This window comes from Clostridium peptidivorans (assembly GCF_900205925.1).
In the GTDB taxonomy this organism is placed as follows: domain Bacteria; phylum Bacillota; class Clostridia; order Clostridiales; family Clostridiaceae; genus Clostridium_AK; species Clostridium_AK peptidivorans.
This window is the reverse complement of sequence record NZ_OAOD01000005.1, coordinates 1-20,750: the sequence shown is the minus strand read 5'-3', so window position 1 is coordinate 20,750 and position 20,750 is coordinate 1. Positions and strand designations below refer to the sequence as shown.

Annotated in this window: 20 protein-coding genes, 1 riboswitch and 1 other annotated feature; of the genes, 17 read left to right on the top strand and 3 right to left on the bottom strand. The window is 30.7% G+C overall.

Annotation, left to right across the window (positions count from 1 at the left end):
* Positions 1–319: 319 nt before the first annotated feature.
* The 13 genes from CRN98_RS05880 to CRN98_RS05820 all read left to right on the top strand — a co-directional run bounded on the left by CRN98_RS05880 (position 320) and on the right by CRN98_RS05820 (position 14,999).
* Positions 320–1,054 carry a J domain-containing protein gene (locus tag CRN98_RS05880; RefSeq protein ID WP_097026499.1) on the top strand — a complete coding sequence of 245 codons (735 nt, stop codon included), beginning with the start codon at positions 320–322 and terminating at the stop codon, positions 1,052–1,054.
* A gap of 289 nt (positions 1,055–1,343) precedes the next feature.
* Positions 1,344–2,963, top strand: coding sequence for an alkaline phosphatase (locus CRN98_RS05875; protein ID WP_207653577.1), 1,620 nt, complete (start codon positions 1,344–1,346; stop codon positions 2,961–2,963).
* A gap of 116 nt (positions 2,964–3,079) precedes the next feature.
* A riboswitch (cobalamin riboswitch) is annotated at positions 3,080–3,251 on the top strand.
* Between the two features lie 108 nt (positions 3,252–3,359).
* Positions 3,360–4,235: a radical SAM protein gene (locus CRN98_RS05870; RefSeq protein ID WP_097026673.1), complete on the top strand. Its 876-nt coding sequence runs from the start codon at positions 3,360–3,362 to the stop codon at positions 4,233–4,235.
* A gap of 171 nt (positions 4,236–4,406) precedes the next feature.
* A complete protein-coding gene (locus tag CRN98_RS05865) occupies positions 4,407–5,384 on the top strand; it encodes a diaminopimelate dehydrogenase (protein ID WP_097026498.1) in 978 nt (325 codons plus the stop codon).
* Positions 5,385–5,601: 217 nt separating this feature from the next.
* On the top strand, positions 5,602–5,829 hold the full coding sequence (locus tag CRN98_RS05860) for a TIGR04540 family protein (protein WP_097026497.1): 228 nt from the start codon (positions 5,602–5,604) through the stop codon (positions 5,827–5,829).
* A 143-nt stretch (positions 5,830–5,972) separates the two neighbouring features.
* Positions 5,973–6,227 (top strand) — a binding site (T-box leader).
* Between the two features lie 52 nt (positions 6,228–6,279).
* A complete protein-coding gene (locus CRN98_RS05855) occupies positions 6,280–6,759 on the top strand; it encodes an Lrp/AsnC family transcriptional regulator (RefSeq protein WP_097026496.1) in 480 nt (159 codons plus the stop codon).
* Positions 6,756–7,919: an aminotransferase class I/II-fold pyridoxal phosphate-dependent enzyme gene (locus CRN98_RS05850; RefSeq protein WP_097026495.1), complete on the top strand. Its 1,164-nt coding sequence runs from the start codon at positions 6,756–6,758 to the stop codon at positions 7,917–7,919. The genes CRN98_RS05855 and CRN98_RS05850 overlap by 4 nt, the downstream gene beginning before the upstream one ends.
* A 171-nt stretch (positions 7,920–8,090) precedes the next feature.
* Positions 8,091–8,546, top strand: a complete 456-nt coding sequence (locus tag CRN98_RS05845; RefSeq protein ID WP_097026494.1) for an S-ribosylhomocysteine lyase — start codon at positions 8,091–8,093, stop codon at positions 8,544–8,546.
* Between the two features lie 33 nt (positions 8,547–8,579).
* Positions 8,580–9,248 carry a vitamin B12 dependent-methionine synthase activation domain-containing protein gene (locus CRN98_RS05840; protein WP_097026493.1) on the top strand — a complete coding sequence of 223 codons (669 nt, stop codon included), beginning with the start codon at positions 8,580–8,582 and terminating at the stop codon, positions 9,246–9,248.
* Complete coding sequence (locus tag CRN98_RS05835; protein ID WP_179631968.1) at positions 9,238–11,622, top strand: homocysteine S-methyltransferase family protein; 2,385 nt, start codon at positions 9,238–9,240, stop codon at positions 11,620–11,622. The genes CRN98_RS05840 and CRN98_RS05835 overlap by 11 nt, the downstream gene beginning before the upstream one ends.
* 116 nt (positions 11,623–11,738) lie before the next feature.
* Complete coding sequence (locus CRN98_RS05830) at positions 11,739–12,563, top strand: hypothetical protein (protein ID WP_097026492.1); 825 nt, start codon at positions 11,739–11,741, stop codon at positions 12,561–12,563.
* Positions 12,564–12,804: 241 nt separating this feature from the next.
* Complete coding sequence (locus CRN98_RS05825; protein WP_097026491.1) at positions 12,805–13,482, top strand: response regulator transcription factor; 678 nt, start codon at positions 12,805–12,807, stop codon at positions 13,480–13,482.
* A complete protein-coding gene (locus tag CRN98_RS05820; RefSeq protein WP_097026490.1) occupies positions 13,479–14,999 on the top strand; it encodes a histidine kinase dimerization/phospho-acceptor domain-containing protein in 1,521 nt (506 codons plus the stop codon). The genes CRN98_RS05825 and CRN98_RS05820 overlap by 4 nt, the downstream gene beginning before the upstream one ends.
* Positions 15,000–15,129: 130 nt before the next feature.
* Here CRN98_RS05820 and CRN98_RS05815 read toward each other — a convergent pair whose 3' ends face one another.
* Positions 15,130–15,402, bottom strand: a complete 273-nt coding sequence (locus tag CRN98_RS05815; RefSeq protein WP_179631957.1) for an STAS-like domain-containing protein — start codon at positions 15,400–15,402, stop codon at positions 15,130–15,132.
* Between the two features lie 291 nt (positions 15,403–15,693).
* On the opposite strand from CRN98_RS05815, the gene CRN98_RS05810 reads away from it, so the two are divergent.
* On the top strand, positions 15,694–16,068 hold the full coding sequence (locus tag CRN98_RS05810; RefSeq protein WP_097026488.1) for a phage holin family protein: 375 nt from the start codon (positions 15,694–15,696) through the stop codon (positions 16,066–16,068).
* Between the two features lie 178 nt (positions 16,069–16,246).
* Positions 16,247–17,749, top strand: a complete 1,503-nt coding sequence (locus CRN98_RS05805; protein ID WP_097026487.1) for an MBL fold metallo-hydrolase RNA specificity domain-containing protein — start codon at positions 16,247–16,249, stop codon at positions 17,747–17,749.
* A gap of 28 nt (positions 17,750–17,777) precedes the next feature.
* Here CRN98_RS05805 and CRN98_RS05800 read toward each other — a convergent pair whose 3' ends face one another.
* Positions 17,778–18,146: a VOC family protein gene (locus CRN98_RS05800; protein WP_179631954.1), complete on the bottom strand. Its 369-nt coding sequence runs from the start codon at positions 18,144–18,146 to the stop codon at positions 17,778–17,780.
* Positions 18,147–18,256: 110 nt separating this feature from the next.
* On the opposite strand from CRN98_RS05800, the gene CRN98_RS05795 reads away from it, so the two are divergent.
* Positions 18,257–18,991, top strand: coding sequence for an MBL fold metallo-hydrolase (locus tag CRN98_RS05795; RefSeq protein WP_097026485.1), 735 nt, complete (start codon positions 18,257–18,259; stop codon positions 18,989–18,991).
* A 61-nt stretch (positions 18,992–19,052) separates the two neighbouring features.
* Here CRN98_RS05795 and CRN98_RS05790 read toward each other — a convergent pair whose 3' ends face one another.
* Positions 19,053–19,628, bottom strand: coding sequence for an RIO2 family protein (locus CRN98_RS05790; protein WP_097026484.1), 576 nt, complete (start codon positions 19,626–19,628; stop codon positions 19,053–19,055).
* A gap of 210 nt (positions 19,629–19,838) precedes the next feature.
* Between CRN98_RS05790 and CRN98_RS05785 the strand changes: the two genes are divergently transcribed.
* A complete protein-coding gene (locus CRN98_RS05785) occupies positions 19,839–20,642 on the top strand; it encodes a tetratricopeptide repeat protein (protein WP_097026483.1) in 804 nt (267 codons plus the stop codon).
* Positions 20,643–20,750: the final 108 nt, after the last annotated feature.

Here is a 20,750-nt window from a genome sequence, read left to right as displayed (position 1 = left end):
TTTTCAAGTTCAGAAGAATGTAATTATAGGGCTAAAGAATGTAATGATTGGATTTATGAAAGATAGTGCTCCTTATGGGAGGGATTAATCATTATTTATTTTTTGGGAACTACAATATGGGAACTACTTAAGTTTTGTTTGTACGAAACTTAGGTAACTAGAATTTATATAATTTAGCAGTGTAAAAGTAAACTTGTAAGAAGATTATATGAAGGCAATACTTTAAATTAGTTTTAAATTTCAGTATAATATTTTAAGAAGTAATAAGGTGAAATTAAAATAAGAATATTAACTAATTGGTTTTAAATGGAGAGAAGAAATGACAGATTGTTATAAAATATTAGGTGTAGAAAAAAGTGCATCAAAAGAAGAAATAAAAGAAGCTTATGAAAAGCAAGTAGAAAAAATAAAAAAAGAAGTAGTTAATGAAAAACGACTTAATGAATTTTTGAAGTTGTTTCATCAGGCATATGAAGCTTTAAACAGTTTAGAAGAAAGTCCACTAATGGATAAAAATCAAACATTAATTATGCAACCACAAGAAGTAGAAAGAGAACTAGGGGGTAATAATAAAAGTAAAAATTCTATAAGCAAAGAGAGAAGTGCTAGTACAAAAAAGAATGATTTTACCTCAAAAGGAGTTTCAAAAAACGAAGATAAGAAAAATAAATTGAATGATAATAAAGAAGAAAAGGTTAGAAAACAAAAATCGGTTAAAAGTCAAAAAAGTGATACTAAACAAATATTTGATTTGCTTATGTTGCCATTTAAGATATTAGCTTTACCATTAATAGCGATACTATCGGTAATAATATTATTATGCCAGATTATAAATGTAGTTTCATGGATAGCATCTAAATTATTAATTGTTGGGGCTATATCTGTAGGAGCAATACATTTATATCAGGTTAAATCAGGACAAGCTATAAATTATAATATATTAATTTTGGCTGCTTTAGTATTATTATCATCATTCTTTTTACCATATGTCTTAAGGTTTGTGTTAAAAATTTTTAAAAAATTAAATAATGTACTAAAAGATTTTGTTTTTTAGAATATTTATCTATATTATTGGTGAATTTTAAAGGTTGTGCTTCACTTCCACCATACATATATACAAAAAGAGGATAAGGATTGGTTTAAACATATCGCTATAAAATAAAATTGATTTTACATAAGTGTTAATGATTGTTTTTAAATCATTAACACTTTTTAATTTATAGCCCTGATATCTTGTTTCTTTCAATTTATTAGCTCTAATAAGTTAGGATTTTATCAACGTAATTATTAATAATATGGCGGCATATAAATTAATGTACAAGATATTTAAGGGGGGACTGCTTATGTTCAAGCTTCATCAAGTTAAGATGAAGAAATCAGTCATTGCACTTCTATGTGCCATGCTAATGATTTTGGGGCAAATGTCTTTTAGCTCCAATAATAGTGTACAAGCGAAAAATAATGGTACGGCTAAAAATGTTATTATGCTTATACCAGATGGTACTAGTATAGAGGCTATAACTATAGCTAGATGGTATAATGGCGGTAAACCGCTTGCAATGGATGAGATAGCAGTAGGTCTTACAAGGACATATTGGGATAATGGACCTATAACTGACTCTGCACCAGGTGGAACTGCTTATTCAATAGGCTATAAAACTGATGATAAGCACGTTGGAGTATTACCTGATGATAGGCCAGCAGCAACCTTGCTTGAGGCTGCTAAATTAGCAGGAAAAGCTACAGGTGCAGTTGTTACTTGCGAAATGATGCATGCAACTCCTGCAGATTTTACTGCTCATGATCCAGACAGAAACAATTATAATTCACTTATGAAGCAGCAGATTTATAATGGTATGGATGTAATGCTAGGTGGAGGAGATGAATTTTTTTCACCAGCTGCTTATGGAAAAAGAAAAGATGGAAAGGATTTAAGGCAGACAATAAAGAGTCTTGGTTATGACTATGTAACTACTAAAGAAGGAATGATGAAATCTACTTCTTCAAAACTTTGGGGAGCATTTGCACCAAAGGATTTAAAATATGATATTGATCGTAAAACCACTAATTCAGATGAGCCTAGTCTTGCAGAAATGACTAAAAAGGCAATAGAAGTATTATCAAAGGATAATGATGGCTTTGTTCTTTTGGTAGAAGGAAGTAAAGTAGATTGGGCAGCTCATGCTAATGATCCTGCTGGACTTGCTGGAGATATTGTAGCTTTTGATGAAGCCGTAAAGGTGGCATTGGATTTTGCTAAGAAAGATGGTAATACGGTTGTAGTGTCTTCTGCTGACCATGGCACTGGCGGACCTACTGTAGGGGGTATAAATAGTAATTACTCAAGTGTAACTTTTAAAGAAAGTATCGATAATCTTAAAACAGCAAAAGCATCTTTAGATTTGGCAAAGGAATTATTAAATGGAGCAGATGATGCAAAAATTGAAAAGGTTTTGAAGGATTATTATGGTATAGAGAATCTTACGAATGATGAAATGGAACTTATCAAGAAAGGTTCTGTTAATAAGGTAGTGAGCAATAGATCTAATATATGCTGGGCTTATGGAGAACACATAGGTGGAGATGTAGCTTTATTTAATTATGCTCCAGTTGGTGTTGAAAAGCTTCAAGGTGTAGTCGAGAACACTGATGTAGGAAAATATATGGCGAGAGTTTTAGGACTTAATCTTGATCAGACAACTAAGAGACTATTTGTAAATGCAAAGGAGGCCTTCCAGGAGGTTGGAGCAAAGGCAACAATAGACGCTTCGGATACAGATAATCCAGTGATTAAGGTAACAAAGGGAAACAAAACACTTGAACTCCTTGGTTACACTAATATAGCAAAGTTAAATGGAAAAGAAATCAAGCTTGAAGGCGTAACGGTATGCAATAAGACTAAGGATGGTTATAGTATTGATAACTCTTATGTATCAAAGCAAGCTGTAGAGCTCATAAAGTAGTTAGCTTTTAATTGGTATAGAATATTTAGATTCGCCCATTTATATTACAAGTTGCAAAATTAAATATTATAATATATAATAATTTTACATGAATAATGGATCTGTATGAAATAATAATATAAAATATGGAAAAAGGTGCCCGAAAGGGAGAATAGGGAATGAGGTAGAAGCCTCAGCGGTCCCACCACTGTAAACGGTAGAGCTTTTATAATCCACTGGATAATACCGGGAAGGAAAAAGTATCGTTAGTCCGTAAGCCAGGAGACCTGCCTTTTTCATTATTGCGTCTTAGATTTAAGGGGCTATAGTAAGAATGATGGTAAAATTCTTGAGTACAAGTATTTGTATTCAAGGATTTTTTCTTTTTGTCTAAAAATATTTAATGAGGTGATAGATGTGAAAGTTATTAAAAAACTTGTAAGTAGCGACAATGCAGTAAAATATCTATTAAAAATGGAGGACGGAAATACTATTGAAACTTTATATATGTATGATAAAGAATTAAAGCTTACTTACCACAGTACGGTATGCGTGTCTTCTCAAGTGGGTTGCAGCCAAGGATGCTTTTTCTGTGCAACAGGGAAACAAGGTTTCGTAAGAAATCTTACTCCACTTGAAATAATTGGACAGGTAGACATTTGTGCTGATCATTGCAAGGAAACTAAGTTGTTACCAATAGATGCGGTTGTTTTTGCGGGAATGGGTGAACCTTTTATGAATTATGAAAATGTTAGAGAGGCTATAATCAGTATATATAATAAATATAAAATAAGTAATTTTGAAATTGCAACGGTAGGTTTAACGCCAAGGATTAATAGACTGATAAATGATTTTAAAAATAGCGATATTAAGATTAGACTTAACTTGTCGTTGCATGCATCATCAAATGACACACGTAAGCATATAATGCCAGTTACTTTAAAATACGATATAGATTCTATAATTGAAGCAGCGGTTGAGTATGCAGAAATATTCAAGATAAAGACGAGAATAAGATATATGATATTTAAAGGTGTAAATGATACTGAAGAGGATGTAGAAAGATTAGAGAGGCTGTTAAAAGGCAAACCCCTAAAACTTATCATTTCAGCGTATAATGATAATAATATAGAAGGATTAATGGCTCCAGAACAAAATGATGTAATAGACTTTTATAATAAACTTAAAAACAAAATAGATTGTGAGATTTTTCATAACTTTGGAAGTGATATCAAGGGAGGTTGTGGACAACTTAAACAAGAGAAGATGATGGAAGATGGGAAAATATTGTAAGTTGGTAATTTATTAAAAACTCCCATAGCAAATCTCCTAAATCAAAAAAATATATAGAAAAATAAAAATAATTATGGTAAAATTACCACAACCTAAAAGTGTTATAACTTTTAATAAAGGTTGAATTGAATATATAAAGGAGGGGCGACTGGCTTTATTGCCAGGTAAAGGATGGATAAGAAGATTAGAATAGGTATTGTAGGTTACGGAAATCTTGGAAAAGGTGTGGAATTATCATTAAAACAAAATCCAGATTTTGAATTGGAGGCTATTTTCACAAGAAGAAATCCTGATAAATTGCAGTCAAATTCAAAAATGGTACATATTTGCGAAATGGAAAATTACAAGGACAAAATCGATGTTATGATTCTTTGTGGAGGATCTGCAACAGATTTGCCAGAGCAGGCTCCAGAGATTGCAGCAACATTTAATACAGTAGATAGCTTTGATACTCATGCTAGAATACCGGAATATTTTAATAGGTTAGATGAAATAACAAAAAGAAATGGTACTATTGGACTTATATCTGTTGGCTGGGATCCAGGGGTATTTTCATTGAGCCGACTTTTAGGTCAATCAATACTTCCAGTTGGAAAAGACTATACTTTCTGGGGCAAGGGAGTAAGTCAAGGTCATTCAGATGCAATAAGAAGAGTAGCTGGTGTTAAGGATGGTATTCAATATACTATACCTGTTGAATCTGCTATTGAAAGAGTTCGTACAGGAGAAAATCCTGAATTTTCAACAAGAGAAAAACATGAAAGAGTTTGTTATGTAGTGCCTGAGGAAGGTGCTGATTTAGAGCGAATTAAAAATGAAATTAAGAATATGCCAAATTATTTCTCTGATTATAATACTACAGTGAATTTTATAACTGAAGAAGATTTAAAGAAAAATCATAGTGGTATACCTCATGGTGGATTTGTTATTCGTACAGGAGTAACTGGAGAGAATACTAAGCAAAGAATGGAGCTTAATTTAGAGCTTGGTAGTAACCCAGAATTTACGTCTAGTGTGCTAGTAGCTTATGCAAGGGCAGTTTACAGAATGTCTAAGGAAGGGCAAACAGGAGCACGTACAGTATTAGATATTCCATTTTCATATTTATCGCCAAAGTCAGGAGAACAATTAAGAAGAGAATTGCTATAATGCAGATTGAAGGCAAGTATAATACATAGTTAAAAAAACACCAACATCAGTGGAGGCCACTGATGTTGGTGCTTTTTCTTAAATTTATAAAGGAGTTGAGTATGACAATTTTTGTGCAAGAAATTCTGGAACTTGTATAAATAAATTTTAGAGTATTCAAATATTGAAAAAATGTTATAATATTTAATAAAACATATAAAATTAAAGGAGTTTAACTATGAGACTAACTTATAAGAACCCAAAGGAATTAGCAACATGTATAAAGGATTTGATAGATTCATATTTAGAAGGATTGGTTGAATATGATGCATTTCAAGAAAAGTTAATAAAACTTATTAAAGCCAATGAAGATAGAATTTATAAGGATGGCGTAATGTCATTAAAGATATCTAACGTGTTAGGAAATTCAAGGATAGAAATAATTGATAAAATAATAAATAAATAAATAATTAATTAAAAGCCACGTTGAAGTTATATACCACATAATTATAGGAGAATAGTAATTAGATTAAAAGAAAAAACAATAAAATATATTGAATTTTAAAATTATTCTAGTATAATATATAAAAATGGATAAATTATAGTGTATTAAAAATTATGACAGGGAATAGTACATAAAGTGAAAATTCAAAGCGAATCGGTGAATGGTGAAAGCCCGATAATATAACCTTATGGAAAGCAGCCCTCGAGTTTCTCATCGAGAAAGGGGAATTATTTTTTAATTCCTACAATAGAGACAGACGTTTCCTCACGTTATAGAGGATTGGAATTTTCGATTCCAATTGAGAGAGCGCTTTATAGCGCTAACTAGGGTGGTACCGCGAAAAATCTTTCGTCCCTTTATGGGATGGAGGATTTTTTTATTTTAATTTTATTAGATTGGAGGCAAAATATTATGGAAGAAATTCTTGAGATTTTAGAGAAAAATAGCAAATATAGCGAAGAAGAAATAGCAGTGATGACAGGTAAAACTGCTCAGGAGGTAAGGGAAGCTATAAGGAAATACGAAAAAGATAATGTTATTGTAGGGTATACTGCTCTAATTAATTGGGATCAAACAAGTAAAGACAGTGTCATAGCACTAATAGAGGTAAAGGTAACTCCACAAAGAGGGGAAGGCTTTGATAAAGTTGCAGAAAGAATATATAGATTTCCGGAGGTTAAATCCTGTTATTTAATGTCAGGGGGATTTGATTTAACTGTCATTGTTGAAGGAAAAACTATAAAAGAGGTAGCACTTTTTGTATCAGAAAAACTGGCTACGCAAGAGGGAGTTTTAAGCACTGCAACACATTTTATACTTAAAAAGTATAAAGATAAAGGTGTTATATTTGAAGAAAAAATAAGGGATGATAGGGAGGCTATATTTATATGAGAATAGAAGAAATGATTCTACCTAAGGTTAGTAATATGCCACCTTCAGGTATAAGAAAGTATTTTGATATGATAAATGAAATGGATGATGTAATATCCCTTGGGGTTGGAGAACCAGATTTTGTAACTCCATGGAACATAAGAGAAGCAGGTATTTATTCACTAGAAAAAGGTCATACACACTATTCTTCAAATGCAGGACTTATTGAACTTAGAGATGAAATTTCATCATATTTAAATAGAAAGTATAATTTAAAATATAATGCTGATAATCAAATACTTGTAACTGTTGGGGGAAGTGAGGGCATTGATATAGCACTTAGGGCATTGGTTGCAGAAGGGGACGAAGTTATTATTCCGGAACCAAGCTTTGTTGCATACAAAGGATGTACTGTTTTTACAGGTGCTACACCAGTGGTTATTAATCTTAGACCTGAAGACGAGTTTAAACTAACTCCAGAATTGCTTACTGAAGCTATAACTCCAAAGACTAAAGTGGTAATTGTTCCTTTTCCAAATAATCCAACGGGAGCTATCATGACAAGAGAAGAATTAGCAGCAATTGTAGATGTGCTTAAAGACAAAGACATAATTGTATTATCAGATGAGATATACTCTGAATTAACCTATGAAGGAGAGCATGTTTCTATTGCAAGTTTCCAAGAGATGTATGAGAAAACTATAGTGATTAACGGATTTTCAAAATCTTATGCTATGACGGGTTGGAGAATGGGTTATGTTTGTGGACATCATGTATTAATAGATGCCATGAAAAAAATTCATCAATATGCAATTATGTGCTCTAATACAACGGGACAATATGCTGCTATTGAAGCTTTGAAAAATAGTGATAGCGATGTTGAAGAAATGATTAGAGAGTACAATAGAAGAAGAAGAGTAATGGTAAATGGATTTAGAAAGATGGGACTTGATTGTTTTGAGCCTAAGGGAGCATTTTATTTATTCCCATCTATAAAATCAACGGGATTAACATCAGATGAATTTTGTGAAGGCCTTCTAATGAAGGAAAAAGTGCTAGCAGTTCCGGGACACGCATTTGGTGAGTGTGGAGAAGGATTTATAAGAACGTGTTATGCTTCTTCAATGGACAATATTATGGAAGCACTTAAAAGAATAGAAAGGTTTGTTAAAGGTTGTTAATATATAAGTTTTAAGGTATTAAGACCTAAGGGATATCCTTTAGGTCTTATTTCTATTAAACGTACAAAACTTTAATTGAAAGGTAAAAAGTCTTGACTTAATACCAAAAAATCATTATTTGATATAAGTATGGATTATAATTAATATATAAATTATATGGAGGAATCTTATATGCCAAACGTAGAAAGTTTTCAATTAGATCATAGGAAGGTTATTGCACCGTATATAAGAAAAGCAGCAGTTCTCAATGGAGAAAAAGGTGATAAAGTAACAAAGTTTGATTTGAGATTTTTGCAGCCAAATCAAGAGGCAATGCCAACAGCATCGATACATGCTTTAGAGCATCTTCTTGCAGGATATTTAAGAGAACATTTAGATAATGTAATCGATTTATCTCCTATGGGATGCAGAACTGGATTTTATCTTATATTGTGGGGAGAGGTAGAACCAGAAATGATAAAGAATGCTCTTGAAGCATCTTTAAAACAAGTACTACAAGCAGATAAAGTTCCAGCAGCTAATAATCTTCAGTGTGGTAACTATAGGGATTTATCTTTATTTGGAGCAAAAGAGTATGCGAGATATGTTTTAGATAAGGGATTTAGTACTACATTTTATAAAGATTAAATTTGATATATAGGTAACTTTAAGGGGGAAAAAGTGTATATAGATAAAAAAGAAGTTTTAAGATATCTTGAATATAAAAGTGGAGTTGTTGATGAAAATATAGATTTGCTGATAGATGAATGTATAAACGAAATAAAAGAAATTTCAAACTGGAAGTATATATATAAGATATTTAGCATTCATAAAAATGAAGAACAAGTGAAGCTATTAAAAAGCAATTTGATATTTAAGGGGAAGGATATATTAGAACATCTTAAGAATTCATCTATGTGTGCTGTTATAGCGGTAACCCTTGGAAGTAATATAGATACTAAAATAAGATATTATGAAAAAGTTAGCATGACTAAGGCATTGATATTGGATGCATGTGCATCTGTAGGGGTAGAATGGGCCTGCGATGAAGTTCAAAAAGAGATAAGAAAAGAAGCACAAAGTAAGGGGCTAAGCATTACCTATAGATATAGTCCGGGATACGGAGATTTTTTTATAGATATTCAGCCTGAAATAATAAATGCTTTAGATGCACAAAAGAACATAGGGCTTACAGTAACTGAAAATAATATTTTAATACCGAGAAAATCAGTAAGTGCAGTAATAGGATTTCAGAATGATAGCATAGTAGCCAAACATTTTGGATGTAAAAAGTGCAATAGTTTCATGAGTTGTAAATATAGAAAAGGGGGAAGTTATTGTGGGAATTAGGGAAGCTTTAACAAAGCAGATTATATTTTTTGATGGCGCAATGGGTACAATGCTTCAAAGTAGGGGGCTTAAAGTAGGAGAAATTCCAGAAACCTATAATATTTTGTATCCCGACATAATAAGAGAAGTTCATGAAAAGTATGTAAAAGCTGGAGCAGACATAATTACTACTAATACCTTTGGAGCTAATGAATTAAAGCTTAAAAATACAGATTACTCTGTAGAAGAAGTAATAACGAAAGCAGTAGAGATTGCTAAAGAAGTTAAGAAGACTAGTAATGGAAAATATGTAGCATTAGATATTGGACCTATTGGACAGATGCTTGAACCAATGGGAGTATTGAAATTTGAAAGAGCTTATGAAATCTTTAAAAGACAGGTGGAAGCTGGAGTTAAAGCAGGATGTGATTTAATTTTAATAGAGACAATTTCAGATCTTTACGAAGCTAAAGCGGCAGTATTAGCAGCAAAGGAAAATAGTAACTTACCAGTATTTTGTACTATGACTTTTGGAGAAGATGGAAGAACCTTTACGGGAACAGATCCTCTTACTATGATTACTCTTTTAGAAGGTTTAGGAGTAGATGCACTTGGAGTAAATTGTTCTCTTGGACCTAAGGAACTAATACCTATAGTAGAAAAGATATTAGAATATTCATCAATTCCAGTTATAATTCAAGCTAATGCAGGTCTTCCTAGAGTTGAAGATGAGAAAACTATATATGATATTACACCAGAGGAATTTGCAAAACATGTAAAGGTAATGGCACAAAGTGGAGCATGTATTTTAGGTGGTTGTTGTGGTACAACAGATGAATATATAAAAAAGGTTGTTGAGAATTTAAAAAGCTTAAAACCTGTTAAAGTGAATAATAAGAAGTTTACTGCTATATGCTCATCTAGCAAGACTGTGATTTTAGGAAAAGAAGTAAAGGTTATAGGGGAGAGAATTAATCCAACAGGAAAGAAAAAATTTAAGGAGGCTTTAAAATCCAATAATATAGATTACATATTAACTGAAGCAATAAATCAAGTAGAGTCAGGAGCGGACATATTAGATGTAAATGTAGGACTGCCGGAAATAGACGAAAAAGAAATGATGATAAGAACGATTAAGGAAGTACAATCTATACTAAATGTGCCTCTTCAAATAGATAGTTCAGATTCAAAGGTTATAGAAGCTGCTGCAAGAATCTACAATGGGAAATCTATAATAAATTCAGTTAATGGAAAAGAGCAGGTTATTAGGGAAATTTTTCCTATTGCTAAGAAGTATGGTGCTTGTATAGTAGGACTTACTCTTGATGAAAATGGGATACCATCTAAGGCAGAGGAAAGGGTTAAAATTGCAGAAAAAATTATAAATACTGCTGAGGAATATGGCATAAGAAAAGAAGATATTTTAATTGACTGTCTAGTGCTTACAGCTTCAGCTCAACAAGAAGAAGTTATGGAGACAATAAAAGCTGTAAGAATGGTAAAAGAAGAACTTGGAGTAAGTACAGTACTTGGAGTGAGTAATGTATCCTTTGGACTTCCTAAAAGAGAAATTTTAAATCAAGCTTTTCTTTCAATGACATTATCTGCAGGACTAGATGCTCCTATATTAAATCCAGGTAATAAAGAAGTAATGGATGTTATAAAAGCCTTTAAGGTATTATCCAATATAGATAAGGAAGCAAAGGAATATATAAATACATATTCAAATATTGAGGGAAAAGAATCTCCTAGGGTGAACAATGATAGAGATTTGAAAGAAATAATAATAAAAGGATTGAAAGAAGATGCATTACAAACGACAAGGGAGTTATTGAGAAGCAAGGATAGCTTAGCCATAGTTGATGAGTATTTAATTCCAGCCTTAGATGTGGTAGGAAAGAAGTATGAGAACGGAGAGATATTCCTTCCACAGCTTATTCAATCTGCTGAAACTGTAAAAAACTCCTTTGTTGTTATCAAAGAAAATATGAATTTAGAAGAAGAAAAACAGATTTCCAAAGGAAAGATAATTTTAGCCACAGTAAAAGGAGATATCCATGACATTGGTAAAAATATTGTAAAGGTCATTCTTGAAAACTATGGATTTGACATTATAGATCTAGGAAAAGACGTGCCTATAGAAAATATAGTAGAAACTGCAAAAAACGAAAATATAAAATTAGTTGGATTAAGTGCTCTTATGACAACTACGGTTAAGAGTATGGAAGATACAATTAAAAGTCTTAGAGAAAATAATGTTCAGTGTAAAATCTTTGTAGGAGGAGCAGTATTAAATCAAGAATATGCAGACATGATAAAGGCAGATTACTATGCAAAGGATGCACAAGAAGCCGTGGGAATTGCTCGAAATTTATTCAAAGATACAAATGAGTAGTTATTAATAGATTTTAACGAAACTTACAAACAGATGTAACAAAAATGTGTCATTGCTTCCATATAATAAAGACATCGAGGTAAACAACAACTAAAAATCGAAAGGGGTATAAGAGCATGAGAAGTAAAAAATTAATTGTAAAAGTAATGACAGGATTGATTGCAGCAGGGGTAACTTTATCAGTAGGAATATCTGCTTCAGCAAAAAGTGATGATGCGGCAGTAAGTAATAACAGTTTAGCTGTAACTCAAGGTAAAGTAGGCAATAAAAGAGTTATCTGTGATGGAAATATAAAGGCTCAGCTTGAAAGTCTTGTTGAATCAGGAACAATTACTAAGGAGCAATCAGATAAGATTACTGAATTTATAAATCAAAAGAATGAAGAAAGAAAAGCTGAAATGGAAAAGGTTAATAGTATGAATGCAGAAGAACGTATGGCATATTTCAAAAGTCAAAATGATGCAAAAAAAACTGATATGCTTAAAGAACTAGTGGATAATAAAATAATTAGCCAGGAGCAAGCAGACAAATTAAAAGCTTCACTTTCAGAAGAAATAGGCCGAGGTAAAGGAATAGATTATAGAATAAAAAACAACTGTGAAAACTTAAAAACAACTTTAGATACTTTGGTAGAGTCAGGTAAAATAACACAGTCTCAAGAAGATAAGATAATTAGTTTTATGAATGAAAAAAGAGAACTAAAAAAAGCTGAAATGGAAAAGGTTAAAAATATGACTGAAGATGAGAGAAAGACATATTTTGAAAGTCAAAAGAGTGTAGAAAAAAATGATATGTTTAAAGAGTTGGTAGATAATGGAACACTCACACAAACTGAAGTAGATGTAATTAAGGCTGCACTTCCTAAGATGGAAAAAGTAAAAGATAAAAAAACAGGTGCAGCTACAAATACAGCTACAACTATAAACGAATCTACAAATTAATATATAAGTGCTAGTATTTAGTAAGTAATTTGAATCCCCCTTCAAATTATATATAAATAAATGTAAAAAGACTCATGAATTTATTTCATGGGCCTTTTTTATAAAAGGGAGAAATTAATGAAAGTATTGATAACTGTTACAATGATGTAACAAAATTAGTGTATAATGAAGTATATAAAAATATATAAATTCAAAAAATAAAAACGATAAATATATATGTTTTCATTGGAGGGGTAAAGCTTTGGCAGCAAAGAAGATATTAATTGTAGATGATGAGATGCTTATAAGAAAATTAGTAAAAGATTTTTTAAAAAAAGAAGGATATGCAATCTTGGAAGCAGGGGATGGAAAACAAGCACTTGAAACGATTTTAGAAAATGAGGATATAAGTCTTGTAATTTTAGATGTAATGATGCCTGTATATGATGGATGGACAGTATGTAGAGAGGTTAGAAAGGTATCAAAGGTTCCTATTATTATGCTTACAGCAAGAAGCGAAGAATTTGATGAGCTATATGGGTTTGAACTTGGCGTAGATGAATATATTGCTAAGCCATTTAGTCCTAATATTTTAGTTGCAAGAGTAAATGCAGTTTTAAGGAGAAGTGAAGGGAATAAAGATAGTGTAAAAGTCTTTGATGGACTGATAGTTGATGAAGAAGCTAGAACTGTATCTATTGAAGGCAATCAAGTAGATTTGAGCCCAAAGGAATATGAAATGCTACTATATCTTGTTGAAAATATGGGAAAGGCTCTTAGCAGAGAGCAAATATTAAATCAAGTATGGGGATATGACTACTTTGGAGGTTTAAGAACTGTAGACACGCATATTAATCGATTGAGGATTAAACTTTTGGGAAAGGAGAATTACGTTCAGACAGTAAGGGGATTTGGTTATAAGTTCGAGGTGAAAAAATGAAAAAGTCTATAAGATATAAGTTATTTATAGCAACTAATGTATTGGTTATATTTTTCGTACTATTCTTTTGGCTGCTTAATACACAATTCCTTGAAGAATATTATATGTCAGAAAAGAAAGATAAACTTATAAAAAATAGCAATAAAATAAATCAAATATATAAAGGGGACCCAGAAGACATTGCTTTGGAATTGCAAATGTTTGAAAATGATACAGGAGCTAATATACTAATTGTTAATAATAAGGGAAAGCCTAAATACAGTACCTTTGCTAGGATAATAAATGAAAATAGATTTGTGCAAGGAGATTTTTATAAGGAAAGTAGAAAGCACATGCCAGGTAAAAATCAAGATGAAAATTCTGATGATTTAGGAGGTTCTCCTACAGAGCAGCAAACTTATTTTCAAATCCAAAAAGATACGGAGCTGAAAATTGATTTTTTAACTATGATAACTGTGTTAAACACAGGAGATTTTTTGATTGTAAGAACTTCAATGCCAGCTATTGCAGAAAATGCATCTATTGCTAATCGCTTTATGATGTTTACAGGAATCATTGTGATTATTTTAGGAAGTATATGGTCTTATTTATTTTCTAGAAAATTTACAAGTCCTATTTTAGAACTTAATAAGATTACTGAAAATATGGCAAAACTGAATTTTTCCGAAATAAGTAATATAAAAAGTGAAGATGAAATAGGGGAGCTTAGTAAGAATATAAATTTTTTATCCCATAAATTAGATAATACTATATCAGAACTAAATGAAAAGAATCAGAATTTAATGGAAGATATAGAAAGAGAAAGAAGAATAGATGAAATGAGAAAGGAATTTGTATCTAATGTATCACATGAATTAAAAACTCCTATCGCACTAATTCAGGGATATGCAGAAGGGTTAAAAAGTAATGTAATAGAGGATGAGGAAAGTAAAAAATTTTATTGTGATGTAATTATGAATGAATCAGCTAGAATGAATCAACTAGTAAAGGATCTTTTAAATTTGTCGCAAATTGAGTCTGGATATTATGAAATAGAGAAAAACGTATTTAATATCTCATCTATGATTACCTCAGTATTGAATAAATTTACAGCTATTTTTGAACAAAAGGAAGTAAATTTACGAGTATTAAAGAGCGAAAATATATTGGTTTATGCAGACATGGTGAAGATAGAACAGGTAATTATTAATTACATTAATAATGCAGTAAATCATGTAGATGATAAAAAGGTTATTTCAGTTGCAGTAGAATCTATGGAAGATAAGATACGAGTTTTTGTATATAATTCAGGCAAGCACATTCCTGAAGAGTTACTGGATAAAATTTGGACTAGTTTTTACAAGGTAGATAAAGCTAGGACTAGAAGTTATGGAGGATCAGGACTTGGACTCTCTATTGTTAAGGGGATTCAAGAACTACATCAAAATGATTATGGAATAATAAATGAAGAGGATGGGGTTATGTTTTGGTTTGATGTAGATAAAGCAAAAGAAGATAAGTTGCTTCTAGAGTCATAGTGCAATAAGTAATGCACTTAAGTTATAAAAAATTAATTAAAAAAATAGCTGTGAAATTATATTATAAAATTTCACAGCTACTTTTTATATCTAGCACATATTTTTATAATTATTTGTGATAGTTTAATCTTTAGCACACTGATGTACCCAAAAGAACTTTTTTAAAATCGCCCTCATTTGATAAATTTTTAACGACTATGTTTGAAGCAACATAATCTCTAGTTTTTGTGCTGATTAAGTCAGTTAAAAGACTAGCAAAGAATGTTCCTGGTATAGTTTTCGTATCTTCAAAATCAAGCACTATTTTATTTTGTAAGTTTTCAGCGATTAGTTCCTTAAGTATTATTGCATCTTCATTTTTTAATTCTGTTCCGATTAAATCTCTTACTCTTACTTCTTTCATAATTAAGTCCTCCTCAGTTTTACAATATAACATAATATATCAATTTTAAATTATCTGTTTATTCTGTTTTGTTTGTCTATTCTGTCTTGTTGATATTATAATATCAAAAAACTATTATATTGTCAACTATTTAACAAAGTTTTTATTGAAACTTCTTAATAAATTTATTGATGTTTATAAATTTAGGATAAAATAAAAATTTTAGGGAAAAGTAAGTATAATAAAAAATATTTTTATGGGCAAATTAATATTGTATCAAATTAATATTTAATTAAAGGGAGTGAATAATTTATGGCAGATGATGAAAGAAGAAAAGAAGAGTCAGATTCAGGTTCAGGTATAGGGAGTATAATAGTAAGACTTATAGTTACTGCTATTATATTAGCTATAGCATCATTCTTTACTCCAGGATTTAGTATCGTAGGATTATGGTCTTATATAATAGCAGCAGTTGTTATTACATTAATAGACTGGGGAGTAGAAAAAGCTATGGGTGTAGATGCCTCACCTTTTGGAAAAGGCGTAAAAGGATTCTTAATTGCAGCTGTGATAATATATTTGACACAATTTTTAGTTCCTAACATGAGAGTATCTATGATAGGCGCATTACTTGCAGCATTAGCAATTGGAATATTAGATGCAATAATTCCTGGTAGAGCAATGTAAATTTACATTAAGGCCTGGTGAACTACCAGGCCTTTTATTATTAAGAGATTAAGATATAACAACGTGAAAAATGATTGAAAATTTGAATAAATCACACAAATATATTTACACAAACTTACTAGTGAATTAATATTATATATATAATATTTTTATTTCGCTAAGAAAGTAGGTGCTCAAGATGAAAGTTCAATTTTACGGAGCAGCCAGAACTGTGACTGGCTCCTGTCATATCTTAAGAATCAAAGATAAGTTAATACTATTAGACTTAGGGCTATATCAAGGTAATGGAGCTATTGAAAAAGAAAACGAGTACTTTCCCTTTGATGCAGATGAAGTAGATTATGTAATATTATCTCATGCACATATAGATCATTCAGGAAGAATACCATTGCTTTGTAAACGTGGATTTAAAGGACAGGTTATATGTACAGACGCTACAAAGGACTTATGTTCTGTTATGCTTCCTGACAGTGGATATATACAGGAAGCTGAAGCAGAATGGAAAAATAGAAAGAGAATAAGACAAGGATTAAAAGTTATTGAACCTCTTTATACCAGTAAAGATGCTATAGAATCTTTAATTTTTTTTAAGGAATATCCTTATGATAATGTCATAAAGTTATTTGATGGACTTGAAATAGTATTTAGAGATGCTGGACATCTATTAGGATCTGCAATGGTAGAGCTAATTGTAAAAGAGGATGATAAGGAAATACGACTTGTTTATAGTGGAGATATAGGAAATAAGGGACTTCCTATACTAAAAGATCCATCAAAAATTAAATATGCAGATTATGTGATTATGGAAACAACATATGGAGATAGATTTCATACAAAAATGGTAGAAGATATGAAAAGCCTTGCATATATTATAAAGGATACTTTAAAAAGAGGAGGCAATGTAATAATACCATCATTTGCAGTTGGAAGAACTCAAGAAGTACTGTATATGTTAAATAAATATGTAGAAAATAATGAATTAAAAAATTGTACAGTTTATGTAGATAGCCCACTTGCCACAGAGGCTACTAGTATATTTAAAAGGCATGAAAAATATTATGATGAAGAAGCAAAAAAATACCTAGAAAGCGGAGATAATCCTTTAGAGTTTAAGGGGCTAGTATTTACAAAATCTCAACAGGATTCATATCAATTAAATAAAATTCAAAGTGGAGCTGTTATAATATCTGCAAGTGGTATGTGTGAGGCAGGAAGAATAAAGCATCACTTGAAACATAATTTATGGAGAAAAGAATGTTCAATTGTATTTGTAGGATATCAGGCAGAGGGAACTTTAGGTAGATTAATTGTTGATGGAGCTAAAAAGGTTAGGATATTTGGTGAGGAGATAGCAGTAAATGCAGAAATTTATAATTTACATGGATTATCTGGACATGCGGATAGAAATGGTCTTTACGAATGGATTACAGGATTTGTAAAAAAACCTAAAAAGGTGTTTTTAGTTCATGGAGATGCAGAAAGTATGTTTAGTTTTAAAGAACTCATTGAAAATGAAAATATTGATTCAGAAATAGTTGCATCTAATCAAGTAATAGAAATAGAAGAAGGGTATGAAATTAAATTATCCAAAAAGGACAAGTTGTTAGAGATTATAAAAAATATGGATGTAGATAATATGAGTAAGGATGAAATCATAAAGCTTGTAGAAAGAGAGATATAAAAGGTTGCACAGCAACCTTTTATAATTACTATTTTTTAGGAAGAATTTCTGTCCAGTAACCATCTGGATCAATTATAAAATATATGCCCATTGCTTTATTTTCATAGCAAATGCAGCCCATTTTTTTGTGATGTTCATAGGCTGCATCAAAGTCATCAACTCTAACAGCAAGATGGAACTCGTTTTCACCTAAGTTATAAGCTTCAGTTCTATCTCTAAGCCATGTTAGCTCTAAATTGTGAGAAGTAATTCCATCCCCAAGAAACTTTAATATAAAGCTTCCATCACTTGATTCTTTAGTACGCATTACTTCAAAACCTAATGCTTCTTTATAAAAACTAATACTTTTTTCAAGATCTAAAACGTTAATATTATTATGGTCAAATGTAAATTTCATTATAATTCACTCCTTTGGTATGGCATTTATATAAAACATTATAACTTTATTATAAGTAAAAGAAAATATCTCAATGAATATGAATTTTTATTAAGGAAGGTGAAGTTTTTATGGAAAAATATAATGTAAAAGTAAACTATCTGTTTAATAGTGGATTTTTAATTGAAACAAAAAATTATTTATTAATATTTGATTATTATTTAGATTGTGTTGATGAAGGACAGAGAGATATATCCAATGGTGTTATTACAGAAAAAGAGCTGTTCACTAATAAAAAAATATTAGTTTTTACATCTCATGGACATGAAGATCACTTTAATTCTGGCATTTTAGGTTGGAAAAAGATAAGACAAGATATAAAGTATATATTAAGTAGTGATATCGAGTTGGAAGATAAAGATGAAAGTATAAATATAGTATCACCGTATGATACTTTAGATATTGAAGGCATTTCAATTAAAACTTATGGATCTACAGATGCAGGAGTGTCATTTTGGCTTAAAGTGGATGATGTTAATATTTTTCATGCAGGAGATTTAAATTGGTGGCATTGGTTTGATGAATCTGAAGACTTTAATCAGAACCAAGAAAGAGTATTTAAACAAGAAATTGAAAAGATTAAAGATAACAAAATAGATATAGCATTTTTTCCAGTAGACCCAAGGCTTATAGAAAGCTATTACTTGGGAGGAGAATACTTTATAAAAGAGCTTAGCCCAAAGATATTAATGCCTATGCACTTTGGAAGAGATTATGAGGTTATAAAGAAATTCGCTTCTAAAGTAGCAAATTATGAAACAAGGGTTCTAGAAATAGCTAAAAGAGGGGAAGAAATAGCTCTTTAGGTAATACTTTATATAGAGATTAGACATAAATAAAAAGGAAAGCATTATTTCTAAGCTTTCCTTATATTGTTTTAATATAATTATTTACTTTTTTATTCCACTGATTGTATAGATCTGGTCGTTCTTCTTTAACAGCCTTCATAAAGGATTTAAGTACATGTAATTTGTAAAGTCCCTTTGTTAAATGTCTTGGAAAATCTCTATTCTTTGAATAAAATTTTTTAGGATCTATAACCATGACTGTTCCATCAGGCTTTACTATTATGTCTTTACAACGCAAATCTAGCTTGGAAAAACCTAGCGTTTTAAATTCCTCTAATAAATCTATAAGATTTAATGATAACTCCTTACTTAATCCAAAATCCTTTATATATTTATTCAAGGGTATTCCATCAATATAGTCTCTTATCATATAATTTCCAGACATGCCGTAAACTGCAGGGAAATATTTGTTGCCATTTACCTTTTCTAAAATATCATATTCTTTTTTACAACTTTCAGGATTAAAACAAATTTTAATAACTTTATCTTCAGGAAGCATATAAATTATGCCATTATGACCTTTGCCAAGAAATTTACAGTCTAATAAGTTTACAGAAAAATTTTCTATATAACGGTTATAGAGGATTTTATCCATATTACCTCCTTTTACAAAAAATGCTTAGGATTATGTAAGATGTTGTTGTTATATTATATGATAGGATTTAATAATTTGTTACTACATTTAGAAATTTTGTGATAAAAAGTTTCAGCTAATATTAACTTAAGAGGAAATTGTTTCGCAAAATACTACTTGTATGATAAAATTATAATAAATATTATACAGTTAATGTAGGGGGTGCAATTTATGAAATTTAATAGTTTAAAGTCTAAAGTTGTTTTAGGAATTATAGTTTTATTGATTTTAGCAGGGGTAGGAACTGGGATATATAAATTTAATAAGAATCAAGGTTACAATGATTTAGTTAAAACTGCTAATAGCTATATGGATGAAGGAAAATATGATGATGCTATAGCAGCTTTTCAGCAATCATTAAATTATAAAGATGATGAAAATGTAAGAAGAAGCATCAAAGTAGCTGAGTCTTTAAAGCAAGAAAAAGTTATTTATAATGATGGTATAAAGCTTTTGAATGAAAAAAAATATTTAGAGGCAATAGAAAAGTTTAATAAGATAACAAAAGAAGATGAAAAAATGTATAAGGATGCTCAAGACAAGATTTCAGAATGTAAAAGAGATTATGCCACATTAAATATCAAAAATGCAGATAAGGCATTAAAGGAAAATAAGCTTGATGATGCAAATAAATATCTGCAAGAAGTATTTAAAGTGGATAGTCAAAGCAAAGAAGGACAAACTTTAAAGGCTAAAATTGAAAAGAAAAAACAAGAGGAAATTAAAAAGCAGCAAGAATCACAAAAAGGAATTACTGTAGAAGGGGCAATTAAAATAGTTAAAAATAAATTTGAAAGTACAGCCTCAAATATGGTTTATCAATATGATCATGACAGCACTCATGATGGAAGAAGTTTTTATGTTATACATGTATTTGAAAACATGGGAGATCACACTGCAACCAAAGGATGGTATGGAGTAGATAAGGAAAACGGCAAGATTTACGATGAAATATTTTCTGAATATATCAAGTGATTCTTAGACTCAGGTGGAGTTTGCTTATGAAGAATACTTATCTCCAGCTGAGTCTTAGAAGAACTTATCCAGGGGCGTATCAGCCGTTATCTCCCACCTAAGAAAAGC